Below are 24,226 nucleotides of genomic sequence, written 5' to 3' on the forward strand. Positions count from 1 at the left end.
CAGGTGCTAAATTGGAAAATATTACATTAGAAGACATCTTGCAAAAACACTTTGGGTTACGCAGTCGGCTGTATCTAAAAAACCCGGAGATAGTTGGTAGAGTAGGCGGAAACAAGCAAAAGCATGACTACGATCCGCCATCACCGGAGTTTAGGTATTGGACAAAAGCAGGGATTAAAGCTTACGAACGCTTTACCGATGCATTGTTCTCGCTTTCTCAACACGTTAGATTACATATAAATACCCAAAAGGGTGATGATATAGCTAAACTGATTGACATATTCGACGAATACGAGTATGGTAATGAGTAGGGACTGACTAAACGCTATATTCGCCTTGCGCGGCGCATATAAATCCCTTTCCTTAGGCCCGGCGTTTATGGTAAGTGCAAATATCCATAACCAAGAAACCACAGGGAACATTACCGCCCTATATGTGCCAGCATACAACTGTACGGTTGGTGGACGGAAAGGTCTTTATGAGGATTATACATGGCATTTTCAGCACAAAGATTATACGCTCTTGAGCAAGATAAGAGCCTGGGACTTGGATGTATGTGTTCAATTACCGAGGAAACCGCTAAACCGTTAGCGGACTTTTTAGATACGGTAAAGAGAATAAAACCGACCGAGGATGATGAGGTATGGTCCTTCTGGGTGGATGCACCGAGAGGAAATATAACCGATTTCGGTGATTTTAACGAATTATATGAGAATGGTGAGTATGATACTTATGAAGAATTCGAGCGCGATTGGTTAGAATGGTTTCCTAAAGATACTTATTGGTATGAGATTACTGTTGCTTCCCGAAACGGATATGTAGCAATAAATATAAATAATACAACGGTTTTGAATTACGATCCGCAATGCACCTCGTTTGATAAACGCGATTTGGTGGATTTATTGCTGTTCCTAACCAGTAAATTGAAAGAAATAATATCGGAATTGGAGACAGGACGATACGCTGAAACTATTGATGAAAAAATCCCTGCCGAATATAAAACGGGATATATCGACCAACAACGGTTGTGGGAAATATCACCGAAAATAAAAGAGTATATGCAGGCAGGGTTGACATTGGATGAAATCTCTCAATTCGCGGATTATATTCATTCGTCAGAGCGGAAAAGAGTGTTAGAAGAAACCGATAGAATCAAAACTATGACGGCTACGAATTATTTTGAAATATGCGCTTTGTGTTATAAGGCGGCTCATTATGAGAATTGCGATAACCGCACTGCGAAAGAATTGTATACGCGATTCGCCGATGAGCGCGACGGCGGATTGTCCGCGATTGATGCCGATTCGTCCGAAGCGTTCGATGCTTGGTATGCGCTGGATAATCAAGCCAAGTGGGATATACATAACGCAAGTCATTTATGGGAAATCAGCGCAGGTAGCACTCATACACGCATAAAACTCTATGTGTCGAAAGATGAAAAAGGTTACTTTTTATCTTTATATGGCGGAGTATACTCATGCACAGAAGACGTAATCCGAATGTACAATGTGCTAAAAGAAAAAGGTTTGCCGGTGGTACTATACGATTGTGTCACGATACGAAATAAAATATTAGGGTTGGGTGAGGTCGGGATAGTGCCGATACAATGCAGTATATCGAAATATTGGTACAGCCAATTTCCGCGTGACGGCATCGTTTCATTTATAAAACTCGATGATGAGGATTTATCACAAAAGGAAGTGGGCGAAATAATCAAGTCGGCGTCGTGGTTTAGTGTGGCGAATTTATCTTTAGCGGAGCAATGAGGTTTGGTTAAATTGAAAACGAATAGAGATATAGAAAAGCTACTATCCGAGAGAGCAAACTTCGCCAAGATGGTGTTGGCAACGTATAAGCCCGAAATTGCGGCCGTGTGCCTTCGTTTGAAGCGGCTCGAGCAAATAGGCGAAAAAGAGCTGGAAAGCCTTTTTGACGCCATAATTGACTATTGTTTCGATTTTGAGATTGCGGGGCTATTCGATGAGCTTTGCGAGGCGGCGGAACAACAATACCCTGAACTTGTTCAAGATTATAGACGATATTATAGTGAACAATGGGAATAATGCAATATTGCATCAAGATAAAACGATTGCAATCTTGCAATAGGAAAGTGATATGAAATATTATGTTGTAGCCGATGTCCACGGTTATTATGATTATATGGTTGAAGCTCTTCAAGAGAAAGGATTCTTTGAGGATAAAGAGCCGCACAAATTAGTTGTGTGCGGGGACATTTATGACAGAGGACCGCAGAATAAAGAAGTGGAGAACTTTGTCGCGCAGTTATTAGATAAAGATGAAATCATATTAATCAGGGGCAATCACGAAGACTTGCTGATGTCATTTATAGATACATTGCCATCGTTGAGTGAATATGATTTGAGATTTTCGCATTCCTATACCAATGGCACAGTGGATACCGTGCGAGAGATCGTGGGGGCATCAATGAAGAAAATGATACTCGCACCGCAAATCGTTTCCGAGCAGTTTAAGAAGTCTTTAACCTATACCAAAATCATCCCGGCAATGCTGAATTACTATGAAACGGAAAGATATATTTTTGTTCACGGCTGGATACCCGCCACGGCAAACGGCTTTGGTGGAATGGGTTTATTCTTTGAGTATGATCCAAAGTGGCGCGAAGCAAACAATGCGGATTGGACTTATGCGAGATGGTATAACGGAATGCTTGCAGCGCACCAAGGCGTAGTGGAGGCGGGAAAGATAATCGTTTGCGGACATTGGCATTGCTCGTTCGGTCATGCGCATTATGAGGAGAACGGGAGTGAGTTCGGCAAGGATGCCGATTTTTCACCATACTATGGGGACGGAATAATCGCCCTCGATGCCTGCACAATTCAAAGCAAAAAAGTGAATTGTATCGTAATAAATGATAAAGAATTAAAGGACGATTGCAACGGTTAAATCATAGCAAGCATACTATGTCCAACAATGCAATTTGCAAAAAGTTTGCTTCCTTCTGAAATTATTAACGGCTAAGAAGCGCATTATTCGTTATCATTGCAAGGTTGCAAACGCGCATAAAGTTTGCAATCCTACATGATGTGATAGCCGAATTTGTTTCAATGTTTACAAAAGCGAGATTTTGGTCAAACGCCTATCGAAATAGGTGAGCCAAAACGAGATTTTAGTCAACACACGCAAAAAAAACAGCGATAGAACTTTTTAAGTTTAATCGCTGTTTTTTTATTTGGTGTGCTGTTTGACGGCAAACGTAGCGAGCCGCTTGTTTTATCAAGCACCCGCCACAGTGCCATTATACAAAATTGTTACTCATCGAGTGTTGAGAAATAAGTAACAATAAAGTATAATTACTATAGTTTTATCAAGGAGTAACACAAGTGATAGAAGCAAAAGTCGGTAATCGCATTAAAGATTTGCGAAATAAACTCGGCATAAGTCAAGAAGAGTTGGGTTTTCGTTCAGGAGTACATAGAACGTATATTGCAAGTTTGGAAGTTGGTAAACGCAATATTTCAATAGCAACGTTAGAAAAAATTGTGATTGCTCTTGAAGTTACTTTAAGCGAATTTTTTGATTTTTAAGGAGTTGCATTATGGACTTGATTAAAAGTTTTTACGATAAGGCTAAAAATATAAATTTCAATGTTACAGGTTTATTACTTGAAAATAATGATGTTTTAACATTAGGTAGTGATTCAAAGTTAATCGGACGTATTTTTGAATTAGTATCTTTTGGCGTTCTAAACGCTATATGTAAGGAGAATAATTGGAAATTAGAAGAAACCGAATCACAAACTGTATACCCTGATTTTACCATAATTATGGAAAACAATAAAAAAATTGCTATTGATATTAAAACCACTTATCGAAGGTATAATGCAAAAGGACACGTTTGTAAGTTTGGCTTTACATTAGGGGCTTTTGCATCATTCCTAAGAAATAATACAAAAAATATAGCCTATCCTTATGACCAATACATTAAACATTATGTAATCGGTTTCGTATATGACCGAGTGTCTGGAAGCAAGGCTGGACAAGTTTTACATATCGGGGATACGATACACCCGCCATATAAAGGGGTTGAATATTTCATGCAAGAAAAATACAAAATTGCTGGCGATAAACCTGGTAGTGGAAACACTGAAAATATTGGCAGTATTTTAACAAACAATATTGACGATTTCATACAAGGTAATGGTTTATTCGCAAAACTTGGCAATGATGTTTTTGAAAATTATTGGCGAGGTTATCCTCGTTATAGAGCGGCAACCAAACAATATACTACACTAACACAATATCTTGATTTGATTAAAAATTCGTAATTAGACACTCTAAAATTGCGTTGCGATTGAGTTCCTTGCCTCCAACATGATAGAAGTGTTCTATTGGCAGAATATTGAATTTATCATCTCTAAAATATGTGTCAATATGAGTATTTGTTCGATAATTGTTAGATAGCCAATTTGACAAAATAAATTTTTCTTTCAGCGAAATTATATGCTCAAATAACATCTTATTTTTATCTTCTGTCCAAGCATCAAAATATGTTGAATGACGTTCTACATAGGGTGGGTCAAAATAGTACAATGATTTCTTACAATCAAAATCATTGTACTTTTCAATTTGTGTCCAATCACAGCATACAAATTTCCATTTGTCCCCGTGTTGTAATATTATATCTTGTATTAAACTTACTTGATTTACTATTTTAGTTATTAGTGCTTTGGCAAACCGATTATCTTTATTGCAAAATGGGACATTAAATTCTCCCTTATTATTGAATCGCATAACACCATTGAAACAACTTCTATTCAAAAACAAGAAGTATAGCGGACTCTGCGTTTCATTAAATTTTTTGCGCATTTCGTAATAAAAATTACAACCTTGCTCTTGCAATTTTGCACCATTTATTTCTAAAAACTCTCTTACTATTTGAGGCGTAATTGTTTTATTTTGGAGAGATTTATAAAAATTAATAATATGGATATTATTGTCACTGACTAATGCGAATTGCGGATTGATATTGAAAAGGACTTCGCCTGACCCCAAGAAAGGTTCAATATATAATATATCTTTCAATTCAGGTACTATCTCTATTATGTTGGGTATAATTTTTGTCTTTTTACCTTGTGTTTTAATCGGCGAAACAACCATAAATATTTTCCTGTGCAATATGATGTTATTTATAGTATACAAAAAAAACTATTAAAAATCAAGCATATTTACAATTGAGAATTCGTTTTAGGTTACCGTCGCTCCGCCAAAAAAACGGGTTGAATCGTAAGATTAACCCGTTTTTTTGTTTCTTGCTAATATTGTGCAGTTTATGCGCAATTAAAAAGCTTGTCTTAATGCGGCTTCAAAGTTATTTATCGAAAACCGCGTTTAAACATAAAGCCCTGAGCAATAACATGCTCGGGGCTTTACTGATATAGTTTATATGTTTTGTTAAAACGGGTAAGCGCAATATGCTTTACACCGCTCGTTTATTATGCGTTCATTTGAGCGTAAGTCGTAAATTCATGCCCGATACAAATAGGCGTTCGCTGTTTAGCGGGTAATTTGCCGCTAAGCCGTAATGTTTTCAGTTTCTTTATAAGTTATCGATACAATATTTTCGAGCGCGTACACAAGCGTTAAAGGCTTTTCGTGCGGCTCGTCTTTTATTGCGCCCATATCGACGAGTTGTTGTGCGGTGACGGGCGTGCCGTCGGCTAAGCTGTATGATATTCGGAAATTGTCCGGGTTCATAATTTGTAAATACAGCTTTGTCGGGTCGCTCTTACTTCGCACAATGCTGTCGTGCTCGGTGTGTTCAAACCAAGCGGGATGTGAACTGTCTCGTTCGCCCATAGCCTTGACCGCCGCAAGATTTGCGTAATTACACCCGAATTGCGCCGTTAAATGGCTGTGCTTGCGGTAAACAATGTCGCCGCATTTCTTTTCCGTTACCGCTTCGATAGCAAAAAAGCGCCCGTTGGTTATGTTCTTGCTTAAGATTTCTTGTAAAGTCATATTATTCCTCCGAAAATAATTCAATAATTTGCCCATATATTATTTATGAGGGCAACGGTTGGAGGTTCCGCATTTTTCGGTTGGGTTTAAATAAACGTCTGTTCGGCGGCTTGCGGCGGTTGAAAAAAAGTAAAAAAATATTGTTTTGTTTCTCGTTTTTTTAAATATTAGTGGTTTCGGGCAAAATCGCTTTTCTCGTCGGCATGATTTGTTTGCTTGACGCAAAGGCGGTTAAATGTTATACTAATTACATGAGTTATACCGCACTTTACCGCAAATACCGCCCGACGTGCTTCGAAGACGTGATAGGGCAAAATCATATAACGGAAACGCTTATCAACCAGCTTAAAGCGGGGCGGGTGGGGCACGCCTATTTGTTTACGGGAAGCAGGGGCACGGGAAAAACGACGTGCGCCAAGATTTTTGCGCGTGCCGTGAATTGCTTAAATCCCGAAAACGGGTCGCCGTGCGGAAAGTGCAAGGTTTGCAAAGCGCTTGCCGACGCCTCGAATATAGATATTATGGAGATAGACGCGGCGAGCAACAACCGCGTGGACGAAGTGCGCGAAATCCGCGAGCGGGTAAAATATCCGCCTGTGAACGGAAAGTATAAAGTTTATATTATAGACGAAGTGCACATGCTCACCGACAGCGCTTTTAACGCGCTTTTGAAAACGCTCGAAGAGCCGCCCGAATTTGTTATTTTCATACTTGCAACAACCGAAGCGCACAAACTTCCCGCCACCATTTTGTCGCGGTGCATGAGGTTCGATTTTAGGTTGGTTTCGCAACAACAACTTTCGGATAATATAAAAAAAATATTCGACGCCGAAGGCAAAGCCTACGAAGACGAAGCCGTGCGCTACATAGCGGGTGCGGGCGAAGGCAGCGTGCGCGATTCGCTTTCTATTGCCGACATGTGCCTTAGTAGGTCGAACGGCAAACTTACTCTTTCCGACGTGCTCGACGTTTTGGGCGCCGCCGACAGAGGAAAAATCCGTGCTTTAACCGAAAACGTTTTAAAAGGAAACGCGCGAGAAATATTGCTCGCAATTAACGAGCTTACTTCTTACGGGAAGTCGGTGGGGCGCATCGCCAAAGACGTGCTCGGTTGCGCGCGCGACCTTTTGGCTATAAAGACGGGCGCGGAAACTCTTGTTATAGACACCGAAGAGAACCTGGCGAATTTGCGCTCTCTTGCCGCCGAAGCGGACGCAGACGGGCTTACCGCGATTATTCGGTTGCTCGGTTCGGTGGATTCGGAGCTACGGTATAGCGTAAGTCCCAAAATTGTGTTGGAAACGGCTTGCTTGCGGGCGGGGAAGCTTGCGGATTCTTCCGCCGACGCCTTGCAGGCGCGAATAGCTCGGCTTGAAAAGCAAATAGAACAGCTCACGGCGAACGGATTGCTCGTAGCTTCGCCCGCGCCGAGCGCACCGAAAGAACAGCTTTCGCCGCAGTCGGCACCCGTTTCGGATACCGACGAAAAGAGCGTGTGGGGAAAGCTTATAACGTATTTCCGAAAGAACGGACCTATGAGCGTTTATTCGCTGTTGTGCAACACTCACGACGTTAAAACCGAAAACGGGAAGCTATGCGTGTGTCCCGAATCGGATGCCGAATTTTTGCAATTTTCCGACCCCGAAACGCAATCGGCAATCGAGCGGGCGCTTTCCGCTTGCGGAATTAACCTCACGCTTAGCGTGGATAAGCGCGCGAGCCGTCCCGATATGGACAGCGAAATCGAGAGAATAAAAAAAATGCTTTCGGGCGGGAAAGCAAAACTGAATATAACGAGATAATAAAGGAGCGATATTTAAAATGGCAAAAGGATTTAACGGATTCGGCGGCGGTGGCGGTTTTAACATGCAGCAGATGATGCGCCAAGCGCAGAAAATGCAGGAACAAATGGCTAAGGCGCAGGAAGAGCTTGCCGAGCTTTCGGTTACGGGAACTGCGGGCGGCGGCATGGTGGAAATTACGCTGTCGGGTAAGCGCGAGGTGGAGGGCGTTACCGTTAAGCCCGAAGCCGTAGACCCCGACGACGTTGAAATGCTCGAAGACCTTATAGCGGCGGCGCTCGGCGACGCGCTTGCTAAGGTGGCGGAGAAAGAAAAAGAAATGTTGCCTTACGGCGCGGCGGGTATGCTCGGCTGATTATGAAACAGCTTGATTGTATTTTGCGCTTGTCGAATAAGTTTGCGCGGCTTCCCGGCGTGGGCGCCAAAACCGCGCAACGTTACGCGTACAGCGTTATAGATATGACGCCCGAAGAGGTGGAGGAGTTTTGCGCCGCGCTCCGCGACGTGAAAACGCAAGTGCGCTATTGCGACGAATGCGGCAATTTTACCGATAAAGAAACTTGCGAAATTTGCGCTCGCCGCGAGAAAAACGTTATATGCGTTGTGGCTTATCCCAAAGACGTGCTCGCGTTGGAGCGCGTTTCTGGCTATAAAGGAGTTTACCACGTTTTGCACGGAACTCTTTCGCCGCTCGAAGGCAGAGGCCCCGACTCGTTGAGAATAAAAGAATTGCTCGCCCGTCTTAACGGCGTGGAAGAGGTGATTCTCGCCACAAGCACCGACGTTGAGGGCGAGGCAACCGCTATGTATTTGGCTCGGCTTTTAAAACCTATGGGAGTTAAAGTCAGCCGAATAGCGCAAGGAATAAGCATGGGTAGCGAGCTTGAATACGCCGACGAAATTACTCTTTTGAAAGCGCTCGAAGCCCGCACGGAATTATAACTTTAAATATAAACCGAAAACGCGCAACCTAAGGTTGCGCGTTCTATTTTTTATACGTTTAGTTGTATTGTTTCGATTTTAAAGTCGCAGTAATATTCGGCTTGAATTCCCGTGAATTTAATAACGCAATAATCGGGGTCGGTTACTCCTTGCTTATAAAACAACCTGTCGCCGAAGTGCCAAACTTTATTTTTAGTGGGTTGGTCGGTGCAAATTTCCACGTTTCCTATAATAGTCGCGCCCCTATACTTAAACCGTCCGCGCTCGTAAAAATATAAACACGCTTTCGAATTGTTTAAATATTGCTCCACTTTTTTGGAAGAAGTGTTTGTTGAAAAGTAAATGTCGTTTCCGTCTATTATTCTCGGAGCGAGCATAGCTCTTGTTACGGGAAAACCTTGCGTGTTCACGGAAGACAGAAAAGCGGTTTTTTGCTTCGCTATAAAATTATATAGTTCTTCTTTTGTCATAAAACTTTTTCTCACTTATTGCGCAAAAACTACTTTTTCTTGCATTCGGCTATTTTGGTGCGGAGTTTGGCAATCGTCGCCGTCATAATGGATTTTGCGTTGCCGACGTTTACGGTGTACGTCTTTCCCGGCACTGTGAAAATAACTTTGTTAGAGGTTGCGGGAACCCAAACTTGAATTTCTTTGTTCTTTTTAAGGCATCCGCTTTGCTCTATCACGTCGCGCCGCGTTTCGGTGGTTACGGTGTTCAGCGCAATAGAGGTAATGTCTTTATACATTATGCTTGCCGCGAGTTCGTTGTTGTAGCGGTCGGTAAGCGAGAACGTGCGGGAATAAAAATACATAGTGTCGGCGCCGTATAAAAGCACCGTTGTGGTTATGCGCGAAGTCCTTGCCGTTTCGTCGGCGCCCATTTTAACGTATTCGGCGTTTTCGAATTCGGGCGTATGCACTTTAAGCGACTCGTTGAACCAACTTTGGTTGCCGTCAAGTCCGAGAGCGGCAAAAACGGCTTGTTCGGTAAGTTCGCCCGCGCGCTTTGCCACAAGCTCGTCGTATTGCGCGTCCGACACCAAAAGTACCTGTTTCTTTTTGAAACAGCCTTTCTTTTTAGCCGCATTGAAAAAATAATTTAGCGCCACAACCTCTTCGTCGGTTTTTCCCTTTATCGCTTCGTCGTAAGCAAGTTGTTTGCGAGACTGCTCTTCGTTGTGTTCTTTCATCCGCTCTCCCGTCCTTTTTTCTTTTAGTATAACACACTTTTGGGCGTCAGTCAATACGCTTGCGTAAAAAAACTTTAAACGCGCGGCTTTTATGCGCGCTATTTTTCGGCGAAAGGGTCTCGGCTCTTGACTTTTCCGTTTCGGTGCGGTATACTAAAAGGAAAGCATGGTATTATATGATTATTATGCTTTGAATAAATATAAAAAAGCAGGTTCAGGAGTTTAAATGAACGCTATAACCGAAATTGTCAGACCTGAGAGAATAGTTCTCGAACACAAAACCGAAAACGCGGAAGCTCTTACAAGAGAGAAACCGCTTCAAATATCGCTTACCGAACCAGACCTTACCGTTATTCGCGCGGGCGGCTATGTTGTGCTTGATTACGGTGCCGAACTTGCGGGCGGAGTGCGGTTGCTTTCGTTCAAGGGCAGTAAAAAAGTGCGGTTGCGTCTCGGCGAAAGCGTGTCGGAAGCGTGCAGCGAAATTACGGGCGGCACTGCAACCAACGACCACGCTGTGCGCGACGGTGTTTTTTGTTTGCCCGATTTCAGCGACCAAAGTTACTTTAACAGCGGATTTCGGTTTTTGCGTATAGACTGCCTCGAAGGAGAGCTCGGATTAAAGTGCGCCGTTGCCGAATATACGCATTTTGCGGGGGAGCAGCTCGGCTCGTTCGAGTGCGACCGCCCGCTTTTAAACGAAATTTTTGCTACTGCGGCTCGTACCGTTATGCTCAATTTGCAAAACGGGTATATTTGGGACGGCATAAAACGCGACCGACTTGTTTGGATTGGCGACATTCACCCCGAAATGCTTGCGGCGACTCATGTGTTCGGCAGACTTGAAAATATCGAGCGCGCGCTCGATTTTGTGCGCGAGGGTACGCCGCTTCCCAAATGGATGAACGATTTTCCCACATATTCCATGTGGTGGCTTTTAATACTTAAAGACTATTATATGCTCACGGGCGCGCGGGAGTTCGTTCTCGAAAGCGTTAATTACGTTATAGAACTCAGCGAACAAATAAACAAGCTTATCACGCACGACGGGGAATTAAAGCTCGATTTCATTTTCCTTGATTGGCCCACTCACGATAAGCCCGATGAAGCTCCCGGCGTTCATGCGTTGGCGCTTTTGGCTATGCAAGCCGCGATTTCGCTTTGCGCCGATTTCGGAGTGGAAAACGTTGCGGCGGCGCAAGCCGAAGAAAAATTGAAGCGTTACGCCGTTCGCGCCGAAAAAAGCAAACAGGCTATAGCTATGCAGCTTCTTGCCGGCTATAATTCCGCTGTGGACAAACTTTTAGAGGGCGGAAGCGCCGGCATGAGCACGTTTATGAGCTATTATATTTTGCGCGCCGTGCACAACAGCGGCTACGGCAAACAAGCTCTTTCAATGCTCGAAGAATATTACGGCGGCATGTTGTCGTTGGGCGCAACTTCGTTTTGGGAAGATTTCGATATATGCTGGTTGAATAACGCGGCGCCCATAACCCGTTTGCCCGAAGACGGCGAGGTTGACGTTCACGCGTCTTTCGGCGCTTATTGTTACGTCGGTTTCCGCCATTCGCTGTGTCACGGTTGGTCGAGCGGTCCCGTTCCTTATTTGTTCCGCCTTATTCTCGGATTCGAGCCTTTGGAAGCGGGGTGCAAGACCGTTAGAATAAAACCCGATTTGTGCGGGCTTAAATATGTGAATGCCAAAATTCCCGTTCCCGGAGGCTTGATAGAAGTTAAGGCGTGCGAGGGCAAAAAGACCGAAATAAAAGCTCCTGCGGGCATAAAAGTTATTACCGATTAAACGCGGATTAGAAGAATTTAGTCGGCGCTAAGCAAAAAACGGAAAATGTCGTTTCCTTGCTTGACGCGTCGGCGTGAAATGCGGTATACTATGGTTGCCGCTTTTTGCGGAAGTGGCTCAATGGTAGAGCGTCAGCTTCCCAAGCTGAACGTTGCGGGTTCGAGTCCCGTCTTCCGCTCCAAAAAGACACACACGAAAAGAGCGTATAAAACTCCGTTGTGTGTTTTTTTCTATGCAAAAACGCTCTTTTAGGCTGTTTTCGGGTAGTCGCCCATTTAGTGCAATATACGCTTATCCAGACGGAATTTATTTTCTTTTTCTTTTCGTTTTCCTGTTTTTGAGTTGGATACAACGAAAATGGTTTTGTCCCTCATTGAACGAAGAGGATGGCGCTTTAAATAAAAGCGGACGTCCGTCCGCTTTTGTATTATCTGTTGTCTATTTTTTCGGGGTACATATCATGGTGCGAAAGTCTGTCCCAGGCTACCTGTTCCCACTTGGTCCCCTTTTTTCCGTAGTTGCAATAAGGGTCTATGGAAATCCCGCCGCGTGGCAAAAACTTGCCCCATACTTCGATATATGCGGGGTCCATCAAATCAATAAGGTCGTTCATAATTATGTTCACGCAGTCTTCGTGGAAATCGCCGCGGTTTCTGAACCCGAAAAGATACAGTTTTAAAGACTTGCTTTCAACCATCTTTTCGCGTGGTACGTATGAGATGTAGATTGCGGCAAAATCGGGCTGACCCGTAATTGGGCAAAGGCTTGTGAATTCGGGGCAGTTAAACTTTACGAAATAGTCCCTTCCGGGATGTTTGTTTGCAAACGTTTCCAAAACGGATGGGGTGTAAGTCTGCGGATATTTAGTGTCGTTGTTACCGAGCAGGGTAATACCTTCGTTTGGTTTTTCTCTTAGCATATTATTCTCCTTTTATTGCGGGGTCTTCTATTCCGTTGGCTCTAAATGACTCGGCACGGTCTCGACAGGTAGCGCATACGCCGCAAGGTTTTCCGCCGCCCGAATAACAGCTCCAGGTATATTTGTACGGAACGCCGAGTTCAAGCCCCATTTTTACAACCTGAGATTTGTTTAAGTTTACAAATGGCGCAAGAATTCTAAGCTGTTTGCCGCTGCCCGTATAAATAGCTTCGCTCATAGCGGAATTGAACTTTTCGCTGCAATCGGGATAGGCGTTGCCGGCCGCGTCGTCGCTGTGCGCGCCGTAATATATCGCCTCGCACCCGTGCGACAGCGCCACGCTTGCCGCCGCCGAAAGAAACAGTCCGTTCCTGAAAGGGACATAGGTTGAAACCGGTTTGCCACCCGTTATGGAAAGCTGTTCGGCATAACTTTGCAGGGGTATATCTTTGGGTGAATCCGCCAACAGCGAACAGTCCGAACCTTCGAATATGACAGAAAGGTCAAGCCGCTTTAAACTAACGCCGTAAAAGTCGGCAACTTTTTGCGCTGCGTCGAGTTCTTTACTGTGGGTCTGACCGTAGTAAACGGAAAGGGCTGAAACTTCCGTTGCACCGTATTTTTGAACCGCCAGTCCGAGACAGGTTGCGCTGTCTACGCCGCCGCTTAATAAAACGAGTGCTTTCATGCCTTGTCACCCAAAAGATTTTGCAGGGAAATGTCGTCTTTGAACGCACCGAAGTAAGTTTTGGTAACCGTTTTTGACGATACGTTTTTTATACCGCGCGAAGTCATACAGCTGTGGTAGCCTTCTATCCTAACGCCGACGTCGGGCGATAAAGCCGCAAGTGAAATTATCTCGGCAATGTCCCGTCCCAGACGTTCTTGCAATTGCAACCGCTTTGCCGCCATATCGCAAATGCGCGCGATTTTGCTAAGCCCCAGTACTCTTCCGCGCGGGATGTACGCCACATTGACTTTCATATCGTACATAAGCGCCATATGATGCTCGCAATAGCTGAACGCGCTTATGTCTTTTATTACCACTGCGTCGCCTGAATTTTGGTTGGACGGAACTTCGAAAGTTTTTCCGAACATTTCCGCAATTTCGCGGTTGGTATATTTAATTCCTTCAAACGCTTCTTCGTACATTCGAGCCACGCGGGCGGGCGTTTCGCTCAGACCTTCGCGGTCGGGGTCTTCACCTATGGCGACCAATAAGCCGCGTATATGTTTTTCTATTTTTTTAATATCCATACTTTCTCCTATACACCGCGCATATCGGGTTCCCAGATGATTTTATGCAACTGTAATTGCAAGCGTACACTGTTAAGCTTACGCTCTTTCATAAACTCCACTATTTCCGCAGGTTCTATTTTTCCGAACACGGGGCTGAAATAAACATGGCACCTGTCTGTAAGTCCGTAGCTGTTTATAATCTCTTCCGCACGCAACAAATCGCGCTTATCCCCAACTACAAACTTGACCGCGTCTTGCAATGTAAGGTAAGGAAAGTTTTCTGTCAGCATATATTTTTCCATCCCGCTTGAAGGAAGCTTATAATCGGCGGTAACGGCGGGGCGGGGCGATAGGGAAGCGATATATTTTAACGACACGCTTCCGTTGGTTTCTATTTCAACTTCTGCGCCCGCCGCGCCCAACAATTCTATAAGATGCGCAATATCCGCCTGCAATAGCGGTTCGCCGCCCGTCAGGGTAACATTTTTTATGCCCGTCGATTTCACGTATGCAACAAGCTCTTCCGCAGCAACAAGCTCGTATTTTACGTCGGCGGTATTTGCCCAATGCGTGTCGCAGTAGCCGCAATTAAGATTACAGCCGCAAAAGCGCAAAAATACGGCAAGCTCGCCCGCGCGCGGACCTTCGCCGTTTATGCTTACAAACTTTTCAACTAATTTAAAACATGGCATATCACTCACCGTACACCGCGCAGTTTTCGGGCGATTCGTACACTTTCACGCTGAAAACGGGCATGCCCTTTTTGTTAAGTTCAGCGTATATGTGCGCGGCAAAGTTTTCGGCAGTGGGTCTGAAATTCGTTTCAACCAATGAAAACCCTTCTTCTTTGAGCGCGGCAAGGGTCGCCGGTTTAAGGGTGTTTTTTTCGTAAATAAGCGTGTGGTCAAAACTTTCCGCAAGCTCTTTTACCGCCTTCTTAAAATCGCCGAAGTCCAAGAGCATACCGCGCTTTTCGCCGCTTCCTTGCAATTTGCCGCCGCTTATCTTTACTTCCACAATCCAGTGGTGACCATGAATATTTGCACACTTGCCGTTGTATCCGTGAAGAAAGTGCGCGCTGTCAAAACAAGACGAAGTTTTTAAATAATACATAGCTCTCCCTTTGCGCAAAAAAGTACAGCCGCAACAAAACGACTGCACCTAAAAATAATATTCCCATTCAGATGTCATGGTTTTGTTTAACGACGGAATTAGGCAAACGAACTGTTCGTTTAATTTATTATATAATACCACGCTGTAACTCGTTTGTCAACTCAACCGAAATGCTTACGAACTACTTATTTTCAAAATAGCGGTAAAATATGATTAGGGTTAAAACCGTATGCTACCGTTTTCAGATTTTAGGTGCGCTGCTTATTATTTATTACTGAAAAAAAGCGTGGTTTTGAATACATATTTTTTTAATATAGGGTTAATTTAAACCTTAAAGAGCGATTTAACTGCTATAAGGGGTAAATTTTAACTTTTTTTGTATTTTTTAACAACAAAAATAAACTAAGTTTAGTTTTTAAGGCTATAAAATGCCTATAAATATAAAAATTTTAAAAAAAATTGCAAAAAAAGTTAAACTTTTTTTAAAATGGGTATTGACAATCTGTAATTTGTATGTTATGATATGTATATAAAGGAATTTTGGGGGACGGAAGCGGCGAAAGCCCGCTCCTCACAATCCTTATTCGTTCAAATTATGCGGAATGATGAGGTGCCGAAGTTCGGTATGCCGGCGCAAAAGGCGTCGAAAGGAAGGAAACGAACATGCGAAAAAGATTTACTACTATTTTGTTGGCGTGCTCTATGCTTTTGTTGAGTGCGACGGGAGGATTTATGGCAGGGTGCGACAAAAAAGGCTCCGATATAGAGCCGGGAGAATTGCCCGTTTATAATTCGGATAAAAAGTTCGAAGTGGGCATGTGGGTAGGCATATCCGATAAGATTGTGGAATACGACGATTCGGGCAAGAAAACGGGCGAAAGACCTTTAACCGATGCCGAGTTTCTCGCGCATTACCAAGAGATAGCGGACGCGGGCTTTACAATCGCGTTTCCCGGCTACGATGTGATGCTCGACGGCGGCGCTTACAATCTTAAAGCGCTTGAAGCGGCTCACAAGGTGGGCATTCGCCAAATGCTCGGCGACGACCAACTTCGTCAGCTTTTGTTTAACGCGAAAACGCGCGTTGAAGCGGGAGTTGTAACGCGCAAAGAATGCGTAGACGAAGTGAAAGACGTGCTTAAAAAGTATACCGAAAGCGAATACGCAAGCGCATTGTGCGGCTTTATGATTAAAGACGAACCCGGCGCCGACATGTTCGATATGCTTTCGTTTGCCGAAGGTATTTTCCACGAGGCGGCTCCCGAACTCATGTTCTATGTGAACATGTTTCCCGTTATAGCCGACCCGTACCAACTTTCGGGCGTCGCGGGCTCTACGGTGCGTTACAGAGACTATCTGCAACGTTGGTTCAACAAAATGCAGGATAGCTATGTGTCTTACGACCATTATCCGCTTTACGGCAGCGGTATAGACGGTACTTCGTTTGAAAAATCGTTCCTTTACAACATGGACATTATGCAGCAGCTCATTGCCGACGAAGGGAAAGACCGCGAGCTTTGGACTTTCTTGCAAAGCATATCGTTCGGCGCGAAAAATCGCGAGCTTCGCAGCAAAGCCGACGCGAGTATGCAGGCGCTCAGCGCTGTTGCTTACGGCGTTGATTGCATACAGTGGTTTTGCTACACCTGCCCGCCTCCTAACGACGGCGCCACTCAGTTCGGAAACGACGCGCTTTTAAACCGCAATTACGAAAAGACGGCGGCTTACGACTACGTTCAGGCTGCCAACCGCGAGGTGCAAGCGCTAATGCCGTATCTCGGCAACTTCGATTGGAAGGGCGTAATGCTCAGCAAAGTATACGACGACGTTGAGAATTTCGGATTTTTGGAAGATTCGCCAAACGTTATAACGTCGGACAAAACGCTTACTTCGTTTAAGAGCAAAGAAGACGCGTTCGCGGGAGTGTTCGAAGATAAAGACGGAAAACGCGGCTATTTGGCGGTGAACTTTACCGACCCCGGAAAGAACATAAGCAACACCGTTACAATGACATTGAGCGGCTTTGGCGGCGCGATAGTTGTTAAGAACGGCGAAACAAGCACCGTAAGGCTTAAATCCGGCACGCTTACTCTCGATTTGAAAGCGGGCGAGGGCGCGTTGGTGATTCCGTACTAAAAACACTTTCCCTAAAATTTAGGGGATAAAAAATAGTTTTTGCCGAGCTTTTTCACAAAAAGCGGGAAAGGAGAAAAGAGTTATGAGAAAGTTTTTAACAGTGATACTCTCGTTGATTCTGTGCGTTTCGGTGTTCGCGCTTACGGGGTGCAAAGACGTTACGCCGTCCGACGAAGATAACGGCGGCTCGCTCGACGGCGTTACATTCGACGCGAGAAGCGGCGAAATGTACAAAGACACCAAAGACGGAAAGAAAGCTATTAAAGTTACTTATGCAACAGGTTTTAAAGACGCGTGGATTCGCCAAGCGGCTCGCTCATTTCTTTTGGACGCAAGCGGCTCGGAATATTATTTTGTACTTAAAAGCGACTCCGAAATAACGAGCAGCCTTAGCGGAAAACTTGAATCGGAATCGGGGCTTTCGGATATTTACGCGCCTTTGGCTTCGAATTGGCAAAGTTATGCGTCGCAGGGCTATCTTGAAAACCTCGATTCGCTCTACGAAACCCTAATTCCCGGCGAGGAAGGCACCATTCTCGATAAGGTAAAGGGAACTTGGAAAACTTACGGAAAATCGGTTCGCCAAAACGAAGAACATTATTTCGTTTTCCCTTGGAACGAAAACGTTACCGGTATTGTTTACAATAAAACGCTTTTCGACCAGTACGGTTGGCAAGTGCCCCAAACCACCGACGACCTCGCCGCTCTTTGCGCCAAAATAGTGGCGGATACCAAAGGGAAAATCGCTCCGTTCGTTTATCCCGGCACCGTCGGCGGTTATTGGGACTTTATAGGCACAAACTGGTGGGTTCAGCTTTCGGGAATTGAAAAGATGAACGAGTTCATGCGTTTCGAATCCGCCGAAGTGTTTAACCCCAACAAGTCGGGAAGCCCGAGCGAGGGCAAGCTTGAAATGCTCGAAATATTCAACGACATTATAGCTAAAAACCGCGAGAGCTACACCCTTAGAGGCTCTCAATCCAAAGACCATTTGCGCGCTCAGGTTTCGTTTGCTTCGCGCGAGGCGGCTATGATTCCCAACGGTTGTTGGATAGAAAAAGAATCGGGCGAGTTTATTAAAGACGAAATCCGCATGATGCGTGTGCCTGCGGCGCCCGGCGCCAAAAACTCCAAAGTGAATTACAGCGGTCAGCCCGACTTTATGCTTGTTCCCGCAAAGGCGAGCAATAAAGAAGGCGCCAAGAAATTTATGGCGTTTATGTGTAAAGACGAAATGCTTGTTCAATATACCGAACTTACGGGAACAGCCCGTCCGTTCACCTACGATTTGAGCGAGTGCAAAGTTTCGGATTTTGTAAAGTCTTGCCTCGATATTTACTCCGATTCGGAAACTTGGTTCGAAGCTTCCACCAACAAGCTTTGGACGGCTAACAAGATTAAAAAGTTTAACGGCGGTATGCCTTACACAACGCTCTTAACGACCGACACCGTTACCCCTCTCGGGTGGTGCTCGCAAGAATACGCGTCGGTTTCGGCGTCGTGGGATTCGTTATTATCGCAAGTGTAAAAGTAACGTTGCTTTGTCGTTGCGAGCGATAGCGAAGCAATCCCAAGCATAGAGCGGAGATTGCCGCGTCACTCACTGCGTTCGTTCCTCGCAATGACAAGATTCATATTGCGGTGTCCTTAGCCGAGCACACGCAGTGTGCGAACGCCACGAGCCGTAGGCGAGTATTGCGAGCGATAGCGAAGCAATCCCAAGCATAGAGCGGAGATTGCCGCGTCGCCTTGCGGCTTTTCGCAATGACATGAGGGAGCGAACGCGTGAAGCGAGCGCGCAATTTAAAATATTATAACCAAAGGAGAGGGGCATGACGCTACTCAAAAAAGCTAAAAAGAGGCGAAACAGCAAGAGCGACATAGTTTTTATTTGCGTTATGCTGTCGGTGCCCGTGTTGCACTTTGCGCTTTTTTGGCTGTATATAAACATAGACACGATTTTTCTGTCGTTTCAGAAATTCGAACTCAACACCGGCGAATGGGTTTGGTTCGGGTTCGGGAACTATAAACTTTTGTGGCAGGAATTCACAAAAGCAAATTCGGTATTGCCGCGCGCTATGCTAAATTCGTTTTCAATCTTTTTATGGAACGATTTTGTTATAGTGCCCGTATCGCTGTTTTTTGCTTATGTGCTCTACAAAAAGGTGCCGCTCGGCGGCGTGTTCAAAATTATCTTCTTTTTGCCGAGTATAATTTCGGTTGTCGTGCTAACGCTCACGTTCTCGTTTATGTTCGACGCGTCGTTCGGATTTTTGCCCAACGTGTTCGATAAACTCGGGCTTTCCGAGCTTGTGCCGTTCGACGGATATTTCGGCGATAAAAAATACGCTTGGTGGATGATTTTGTTATACGGTTTGTGGTCGGGCATAGGCTACAATATTGTTCTCGTGACGGGCGCAATGACGCGTATTCCGCAAGACGTTATCGAGGCGGGCAAGCTCGACGGACTGACTATGTGGCGCGAGTTGTTCTCGGTGACTATCCCTATGATAGGCTCCACGCTCGGCACGTTGTTGCTACTCGGCACCACCACAATATTCACATACTTTTTGCAACCTAAGCTGTTGCTCGGCACCAACGCCGAAAATGTGGGCGGCTACACTATTGCGCTTTACATTGTGAATAACGTGCGCGACGCTGGCACTCCGCAAATGGCGCTCGGCGCCACAATGGGCATACTGTGCGCGGCTGTGGGCACTCCCATAGTGTTCGGAAGCCGCAAGCTAATCGACAGATTCTTGCCCGCCTACGAATATTAAGCGGCACGGTTGCGAGAAAGCAAACCCGAGTATAAAAACTAACGGAGATTGCCGCGTCGCGCTTTGCGCTCCTCGCAATGACATATCTGCGAAATTGTCATTGCGAGCGTAAGCGAAGCAATCTTATGCACCAAGCGATTAACGCTTCGGCTTTATGGATTGCCGCGTCGCGCTTTGTGTTCCTCGCAATGACACAACTGCGAAACTGTCATTGCGAGCGTAAGCGAAGCAATCTCTTGCATCCCACATTCCAACGTTATTTTTGGCGGGCAACCACCCGCAAGAAATAAAATAAAAAAACACAAGGAGAATGGAAAATGAAGAAAAAACTGTTAGTGTTCCTCGTTGCGCTGTGCTTGGCGCTCGGCGCAGGAACCACGCTTACGGCGTTTGCCGGAGTAAACCACAACTCCCCTACGGGCGACGGACTAATGTCGGGGGGGGGACTTAATAATACGAATTATACTATTCGTGACGACGGCGAGCCTTCGGCATACGGCTTTCAGCAAGGAACTACGATTTACGATTTGTCTGGTGTGGCGGGCGCGCACAACGTTTCGGCTTATCAGGTAGTGGGTATCGACGATTTTGCCGACGTAGCCAAATTCGTTATGAAAGTTGATATTTACGACTTCGGCGCAAACGCTTCTTCCGCAAATTTTGCGATAGGTCCGTTTGCAACCTGTCAGCGTATTGACTGGGTTAATCATGGCATGATGGCAATAGTCATGCGTGCGACAAACGGTCAAACCGAAGTGCATAGTGTGAACGGTGTTGACTTAACGCCTACTACGGTTAAAACGCATGAATATATTATTAACGATGAACAGGTAACTCCCACCGTGAAAGAAACCGGCGTTGAGGTTGTGGACGGCTTCGGATTGCAAACCGATTTGCTTAAAGCCGAGAAAGATAAGGGAAGAGGGTATATAACTTATTGGTTCGAATTTGATATCGCCGATAAGAGCATGACTATTTTCGCGGGCTACGACGACGGGGCGGGCAACGTTGAAAAGACGGAATACGGCACAATTAAAAATGCTTTTAAACTTTCTTTAAACGAAAACAATCAAGCTGCCGCAAGAACAAGTTGGTTGTGGCAACCCGCAAGCGACATAAAATTCGATAACTATAAGCTTTACAGCGTTAAAGCCGACGGAGCGGAAAAGAAAGTATTTATAGATTGCGATTTCGAAACGGAAGATTCTATAACGTACGACCCTATGTACCCGAACGGCACAAAGCTTTCCATAACTACTGACGGAACGGCGCGCATAGGAAAATTCAATACGTTGGATTCCGTAATCACCGTTACTAATCCCGAACAGGATGCGCGCATAGTTTCGAACAATGCGCTTGCGGTAGATAACCGCCTTGATAAAACGTTCGAAATGACTTCCACTTTTAAGCTTAAAAGCTTTGGCGACGGTTCCACCCGCAAAGTGGGCGTTGCTCTCGGACTTGAAAACTACCGTCAAAAACTTTCGGCTCCGCAAAAGGGAGCGAGCCTTATTTATCTCACGAAGAACGGCGAGGGTCAAATAGTGCTCGGAGCCGACAATATTGCCGAAGACGGCACCGCTACCGCAACCGGCGAAGTTACCGTTCTCAACGGCGCCGCTTTGGGCGAATATATAACGCTCGACGTTGTTGGCAATAAAGACGGTTCGGTAGACGTTACGGTAGGCGAACAGACGGTGAACTTCCCTAACATTAAAGCGAACGGGCACGTTGCCATTTCGCAAACGGGCGAAGGCGAAGTTTCCTACGAAGTGTTCGCAAACGATTTTGCGGTTACCGGCTATCAACTCACCGAGAACGAGGGCGAAAAAGTTACGAGTTCGTTTAACGGCGGATGGATTTCTCCCGCTAAGTTCTACGTTAGAAATAACATTGCGCCGTCTGCGCACGTTACAGCCGTTGAGGGCGGGCATGCGGTTACGGGAATCACTCCCGAAAACCAAAAAGTTGGGTTCTACGGTTCGTCTACGCACGCCGCGCTCACGTTCTTAAAGCCGTATGCGGATTTCGTTATGCAGTTCGATTATATTTCCGTTCCGTATAAGCAAAGAGGCAAACTCGGCGGAATAGAATCGAACACTCCCGGAAACAGATTCTCTCCTTTCTACGCGGTTTTCGGAGGTCAGTCGGGAGAGTCTCAGGTTGAGGAATATTATGCTGTGGGCATTGCGGAAGGAAACGCGACTCAATACTTCTGGGGAGCCGAATCGCTTATAGTGCCCGAAGGCAAGTTAAAAGGCGAGGGCGCAACACTTAAAGTTATAAGCGAAGCTACCGATACCGAAGACAGCGATACCGCTATTCCCAAATACGGCGCTAATCCCGAAGCGGGCGGTAAACCCGCATATACCGTAAACGGATATATTAAACCTTCGGACGAGGAGAAAAGCTTCTATAACAAAACCACGCGTTTTAAACTTGTTGTAATCAACAATAACGTTGCGTTGTGGGCCGCGAACGTTGACGAAAATGGCGCTACTGTTGGCGAATACCGCAAAGTATACGAATACACGGTGAGCAATTCGTTCGGCTATGTTGGCTTTATAACCGATTCGCCCGCTTGGTGCGAACTCGATAACGTTGCCATTACTCCCATATCCACCGAAGTGGCGCTTGAAAAAGGCTTGAATGCCGAGCCCGCAGTGAATTTGGTTGCCGACGTTCCCGTGTCGGAAATGGCTACCGACCCCGTGCCCGAAATGCTCGCAAAACCTGTTCTTAAAGCCGACACTGCGGCCAAAAAAGTTACTTGGGACGCGATTGCGGGAGCGGGAGAATATGAAGTTACCGTGCGTTTTGACGGCGAAATAGTAGACGAAAAAACTGTTGCGGCAACCGAATTTAATATGAGCGAATACACCGACGAAGGCGATTACACCGTTACCGTTGTTGCGTTGCCCGCCGACCTCGAAGCATACCAAAAGTCGCTCAGCTCAAACATAACTTACACCGTTAAAGCGGGAGGAAACGAGCCGGGAGGAAATGAGCCGGGCGGTAACGAACCCGGAGATAAAGAACCCGACGGCGACAAACCCGGAACAACCGAAACGCCCAAAGACGAAGGGTGCGGTTGCGGCGGCTCTGTGAGCGGCGCGTTCGGCGCGGCGGCGATAGTTCTCGTTTTGGGTAGCGCTGCGTTTGTAATCCGCAGAAGAAAGGCGTGATAAACGGTTATTTTCACAACTTGTAATTAGGGGAACCGTGCGGCGCTTCGCTATTGTAAGCGCGGCGCCGCAATGGTGTTTCCTTAAATCCTTTCATATAAAGGAGTAATATGAAGGTAAGGCAAAAAGTTAAACGCGGCAAAGCCGATTTAATACTAATGGGCATAGTGTTCGTTATATTTCTTCTTTATGCGATTTCGTTGCTGTTTCCGTTTTTGTGGTGCATCATGAATTCGTTTAAAGAGCAGTTCGATTTTTTAACGAACGTTAACGGTTTTCCCAAAGTTTGGACTTTGCAGAACTGGAAAGAAAGTTTTACCGTTACGGTAGACAACGGCATAGGCATTCCCATGATGTATTTGAACAGCGTTATTTTAACTGTGGGATGCACTGTGCTCAGTTTGCTGTCGTGCTCGGCAACTGCGTATGTGCTGAGTAAATACGATTTTCCCGGCAGACGGGTTTTATATTCGGCGGCAATCGTTATAATGATGATACCCACAATGGGCTCTATGGCGTCTATGTATAAGCTTTATAATAACGTGGGGCTTATTAACACTTACACAGGTATTTTAATTACGTCGCTCGGCGGCTTCGGCACGGGATTTTTGCTGTTGCACGGTTTTTACAGCAATCTTAGTTGGGGCTATGCCGAAGCGGCTCAGCTCGACGGCGCGGGTCCGTTCAGAATATATTTTCGCATTATGCTGCCTATGGCTGTGCCCGCTCTCACTTCGGTGGGTATTTTGCAGGGAATAGGTTATTGGAACGACTATTTCACGATTTATATGTACGCGCCCGAAAAGGCTACGATAGCTTACGGAATTCAACGCATATATTCGGAGTCGGGCGTAAATCTTCCAAAAGTGCTTGCCGCAATGATGCTTTCTATCGTTCCTGTGCTCATTGTGTTCGCGTGCTTCCAAAAAGTGATTATGAACAACACTTCGGTGGGCGGATTAAAGGGGTAACCCGACGCTTTGGCACTTTTGGAGACGTGCCAAAAGTGCGGCAAAAGCACGTCGGGGACATTTTCGACTGTGTCCCCGAACCCCCGCAACGACAAAGGTGTCATTGCGAGGATGGCGAAGCCCGACGCGGCAATCCCGAGCATGGAG

The 24,226-nt window shown here is 45.6% G+C and carries 24 protein-coding genes and 1 tRNA gene; 16 read left to right on the top strand and 9 right to left on the bottom strand.

Annotated elements, in window-relative coordinates:
• Positions 1–11: 11 nt before the first annotated feature.
• The 6 genes from NFR62_RS05140 (at position 12) to NFR62_RS05165 (ending at position 4,306) form a co-directional block, all read left to right on the top strand.
• Positions 12–311: a hypothetical protein gene (locus tag NFR62_RS05140; protein ID WP_251615254.1), complete on the top strand. Its 300-nt coding sequence runs from the start codon at positions 12–14 to the stop codon at positions 309–311.
• Between the two features lie 180 nt (positions 312–491).
• A complete protein-coding gene (locus NFR62_RS05145; RefSeq protein WP_251615257.1) occupies positions 492–1,766 on the top strand; it encodes a hypothetical protein in 1,275 nt (424 codons plus the stop codon).
• Positions 1,767–1,769: 3 nt separating this feature from the next.
• Positions 1,770–2,063, top strand: a complete 294-nt coding sequence (locus tag NFR62_RS05150; protein WP_251615259.1) for a hypothetical protein — start codon at positions 1,770–1,772, stop codon at positions 2,061–2,063.
• 52 nt (positions 2,064–2,115) lie between these two features.
• Positions 2,116–2,925 carry a metallophosphoesterase gene (locus tag NFR62_RS05155; RefSeq protein WP_251615263.1) on the top strand — a complete coding sequence of 270 codons (810 nt, stop codon included), beginning with the start codon at positions 2,116–2,118 and terminating at the stop codon, positions 2,923–2,925.
• A 437-nt stretch (positions 2,926–3,362) separates the two neighbouring features.
• Complete coding sequence (locus NFR62_RS05160) at positions 3,363–3,566, top strand: helix-turn-helix domain-containing protein (RefSeq protein WP_251615267.1); 204 nt, start codon at positions 3,363–3,365, stop codon at positions 3,564–3,566.
• Positions 3,567–3,577: 11 nt separating this feature from the next.
• Complete coding sequence (locus tag NFR62_RS05165; RefSeq protein ID WP_251615270.1) at positions 3,578–4,306, top strand: type II restriction endonuclease; 729 nt, start codon at positions 3,578–3,580, stop codon at positions 4,304–4,306.
• Here the strand turns inward: NFR62_RS05165 and NFR62_RS05170 are convergent.
• Together NFR62_RS05170 and NFR62_RS05175 are read right to left on the bottom strand one after the other, a co-directional pair.
• A complete protein-coding gene (locus NFR62_RS05170) occupies positions 4,293–5,138 on the bottom strand; it encodes a DNA adenine methylase (protein WP_251615273.1) in 846 nt (281 codons plus the stop codon). The genes NFR62_RS05165 and NFR62_RS05170 overlap by 14 nt on opposite strands.
• Positions 5,139–5,552: 414 nt before the next feature.
• On the bottom strand, positions 5,553–5,999 hold the full coding sequence (locus tag NFR62_RS05175; protein ID WP_251615275.1) for a hypothetical protein: 447 nt from the start codon (positions 5,997–5,999) through the stop codon (positions 5,553–5,555).
• Positions 6,000–6,250: 251 nt separating this feature from the next.
• Here NFR62_RS05175 and dnaX point away from each other — a divergent pair, with 251 nt between their 5' ends.
• The 3 genes from dnaX to recR are packed head-to-tail and all read left to right on the top strand — an operon-like array spanning position 6,251 to position 8,743.
• Positions 6,251–7,801 carry a DNA polymerase III subunit gamma/tau gene (gene dnaX, locus NFR62_RS05180; RefSeq protein ID WP_251615278.1) on the top strand — a complete coding sequence of 517 codons (1,551 nt, stop codon included), beginning with the start codon at positions 6,251–6,253 and terminating at the stop codon, positions 7,799–7,801.
• Positions 7,802–7,820: 19 nt separating this feature from the next.
• Entirely contained in the window at positions 7,821–8,156 is a 336-nt protein-coding gene (locus NFR62_RS05185) for a YbaB/EbfC family nucleoid-associated protein (RefSeq protein ID WP_251615288.1), read from the top strand.
• Between the two features lie 2 nt (positions 8,157–8,158).
• On the top strand, positions 8,159–8,743 hold the full coding sequence (gene recR / locus NFR62_RS05190; RefSeq protein ID WP_251615291.1) for a recombination mediator RecR: 585 nt from the start codon (positions 8,159–8,161) through the stop codon (positions 8,741–8,743).
• A gap of 50 nt (positions 8,744–8,793) precedes the next feature.
• Here recR and NFR62_RS05195 read toward each other — a convergent pair whose 3' ends face one another.
• Both NFR62_RS05195 and NFR62_RS05200 read right to left on the bottom strand, forming a co-directional pair.
• On the bottom strand, positions 8,794–9,213 hold the full coding sequence (locus NFR62_RS05195) for a pyridoxamine 5'-phosphate oxidase family protein (RefSeq protein ID WP_251615294.1): 420 nt from the start codon (positions 9,211–9,213) through the stop codon (positions 8,794–8,796).
• A 29-nt stretch (positions 9,214–9,242) separates the two neighbouring features.
• Positions 9,243–9,935: a hypothetical protein gene (locus tag NFR62_RS05200; RefSeq protein ID WP_251615296.1), complete on the bottom strand. Its 693-nt coding sequence runs from the start codon at positions 9,933–9,935 to the stop codon at positions 9,243–9,245.
• Positions 9,936–10,161: 226 nt separating this feature from the next.
• Here NFR62_RS05200 and NFR62_RS05205 point away from each other — a divergent pair, with 226 nt between their 5' ends.
• Together NFR62_RS05205 and NFR62_RS05210 are read left to right on the top strand one after the other, a co-directional pair.
• Complete coding sequence (locus NFR62_RS05205) at positions 10,162–11,736, top strand: alpha-L-rhamnosidase-related protein (protein ID WP_251615300.1); 1,575 nt, start codon at positions 10,162–10,164, stop codon at positions 11,734–11,736.
• Positions 11,737–11,842: 106 nt separating this feature from the next.
• A tRNA-Gly gene (locus tag NFR62_RS05210) sits at positions 11,843–11,917 on the top strand.
• Between the two features lie 246 nt (positions 11,918–12,163).
• Here the strand turns inward: NFR62_RS05210 and queF are convergent.
• Genes queF through queD form a run of 5 tightly spaced genes read right to left on the bottom strand, consistent with a single transcriptional unit; the run spans position 12,164 to position 15,007 of the window.
• Positions 12,164–12,655 (bottom strand): preQ(1) synthase, encoded by a 492-nt coding sequence (queF, locus tag NFR62_RS05215; RefSeq protein ID WP_251615302.1) that lies wholly within the window; start codon positions 12,653–12,655, stop codon positions 12,164–12,166.
• A 1-nt stretch (position 12,656) separates the two neighbouring features.
• Positions 12,657–13,343, bottom strand: a complete 687-nt coding sequence (gene queC / locus NFR62_RS05220) for a 7-cyano-7-deazaguanine synthase QueC (RefSeq protein ID WP_251615306.1) — start codon at positions 13,341–13,343, stop codon at positions 12,657–12,659.
• Positions 13,340–13,912, bottom strand: coding sequence for a GTP cyclohydrolase I (gene folE / locus NFR62_RS05225; RefSeq protein WP_251615308.1), 573 nt, complete (start codon positions 13,910–13,912; stop codon positions 13,340–13,342). The genes queC and folE overlap by 4 nt, the downstream gene beginning before the upstream one ends.
• Before the next feature lie 8 nt (positions 13,913–13,920).
• Positions 13,921–14,586: a putative 7-carboxy-7-deazaguanine synthase QueE gene (queE, locus tag NFR62_RS05230; RefSeq protein ID WP_251615311.1), complete on the bottom strand. Its 666-nt coding sequence runs from the start codon at positions 14,584–14,586 to the stop codon at positions 13,921–13,923.
• Position 14,587: 1 nt separating this feature from the next.
• Entirely contained in the window at positions 14,588–15,007 is a 420-nt protein-coding gene (gene queD, locus NFR62_RS05235; RefSeq protein WP_251615314.1) for a 6-carboxytetrahydropterin synthase QueD, read from the bottom strand.
• A 663-nt stretch (positions 15,008–15,670) separates the two neighbouring features.
• Here queD and NFR62_RS05240 point away from each other — a divergent pair.
• The 5 genes from NFR62_RS05240 to NFR62_RS05260 all read left to right on the top strand — a co-directional run bounded on the left by NFR62_RS05240 (position 15,671) and on the right by NFR62_RS05260 (position 24,079).
• On the top strand, positions 15,671–17,143 hold the full coding sequence (locus tag NFR62_RS05240) for a hypothetical protein (protein WP_251615317.1): 1,473 nt from the start codon (positions 15,671–15,673) through the stop codon (positions 17,141–17,143).
• Positions 17,144–17,225: 82 nt separating this feature from the next.
• Positions 17,226–18,671 (top strand): ABC transporter substrate-binding protein, encoded by a 1,446-nt coding sequence (locus tag NFR62_RS05245; RefSeq protein ID WP_251615320.1) that lies wholly within the window; start codon positions 17,226–17,228, stop codon positions 18,669–18,671.
• 304 nt (positions 18,672–18,975) lie between these two features.
• Entirely contained in the window at positions 18,976–19,923 is a 948-nt protein-coding gene (locus tag NFR62_RS05250; protein WP_251615323.1) for a carbohydrate ABC transporter permease, read from the top strand.
• 317 nt (positions 19,924–20,240) lie between these two features.
• Positions 20,241–23,108 carry a hypothetical protein gene (locus NFR62_RS05255; protein WP_251615326.1) on the top strand — a complete coding sequence of 956 codons (2,868 nt, stop codon included), beginning with the start codon at positions 20,241–20,243 and terminating at the stop codon, positions 23,106–23,108.
• 110 nt (positions 23,109–23,218) lie between these two features.
• Positions 23,219–24,079 carry a carbohydrate ABC transporter permease gene (locus NFR62_RS05260; RefSeq protein ID WP_251615328.1) on the top strand — a complete coding sequence of 287 codons (861 nt, stop codon included), beginning with the start codon at positions 23,219–23,221 and terminating at the stop codon, positions 24,077–24,079.
• The last annotated feature ends 147 nt before the right edge of the window (positions 24,080–24,226 follow it).

The organism is Pumilibacter muris (assembly GCF_943193045.1).
GTDB classification, from domain to species: Bacteria; Bacillota; Clostridia; order Christensenellales; family Pumilibacteraceae; genus Pumilibacter; species Pumilibacter muris.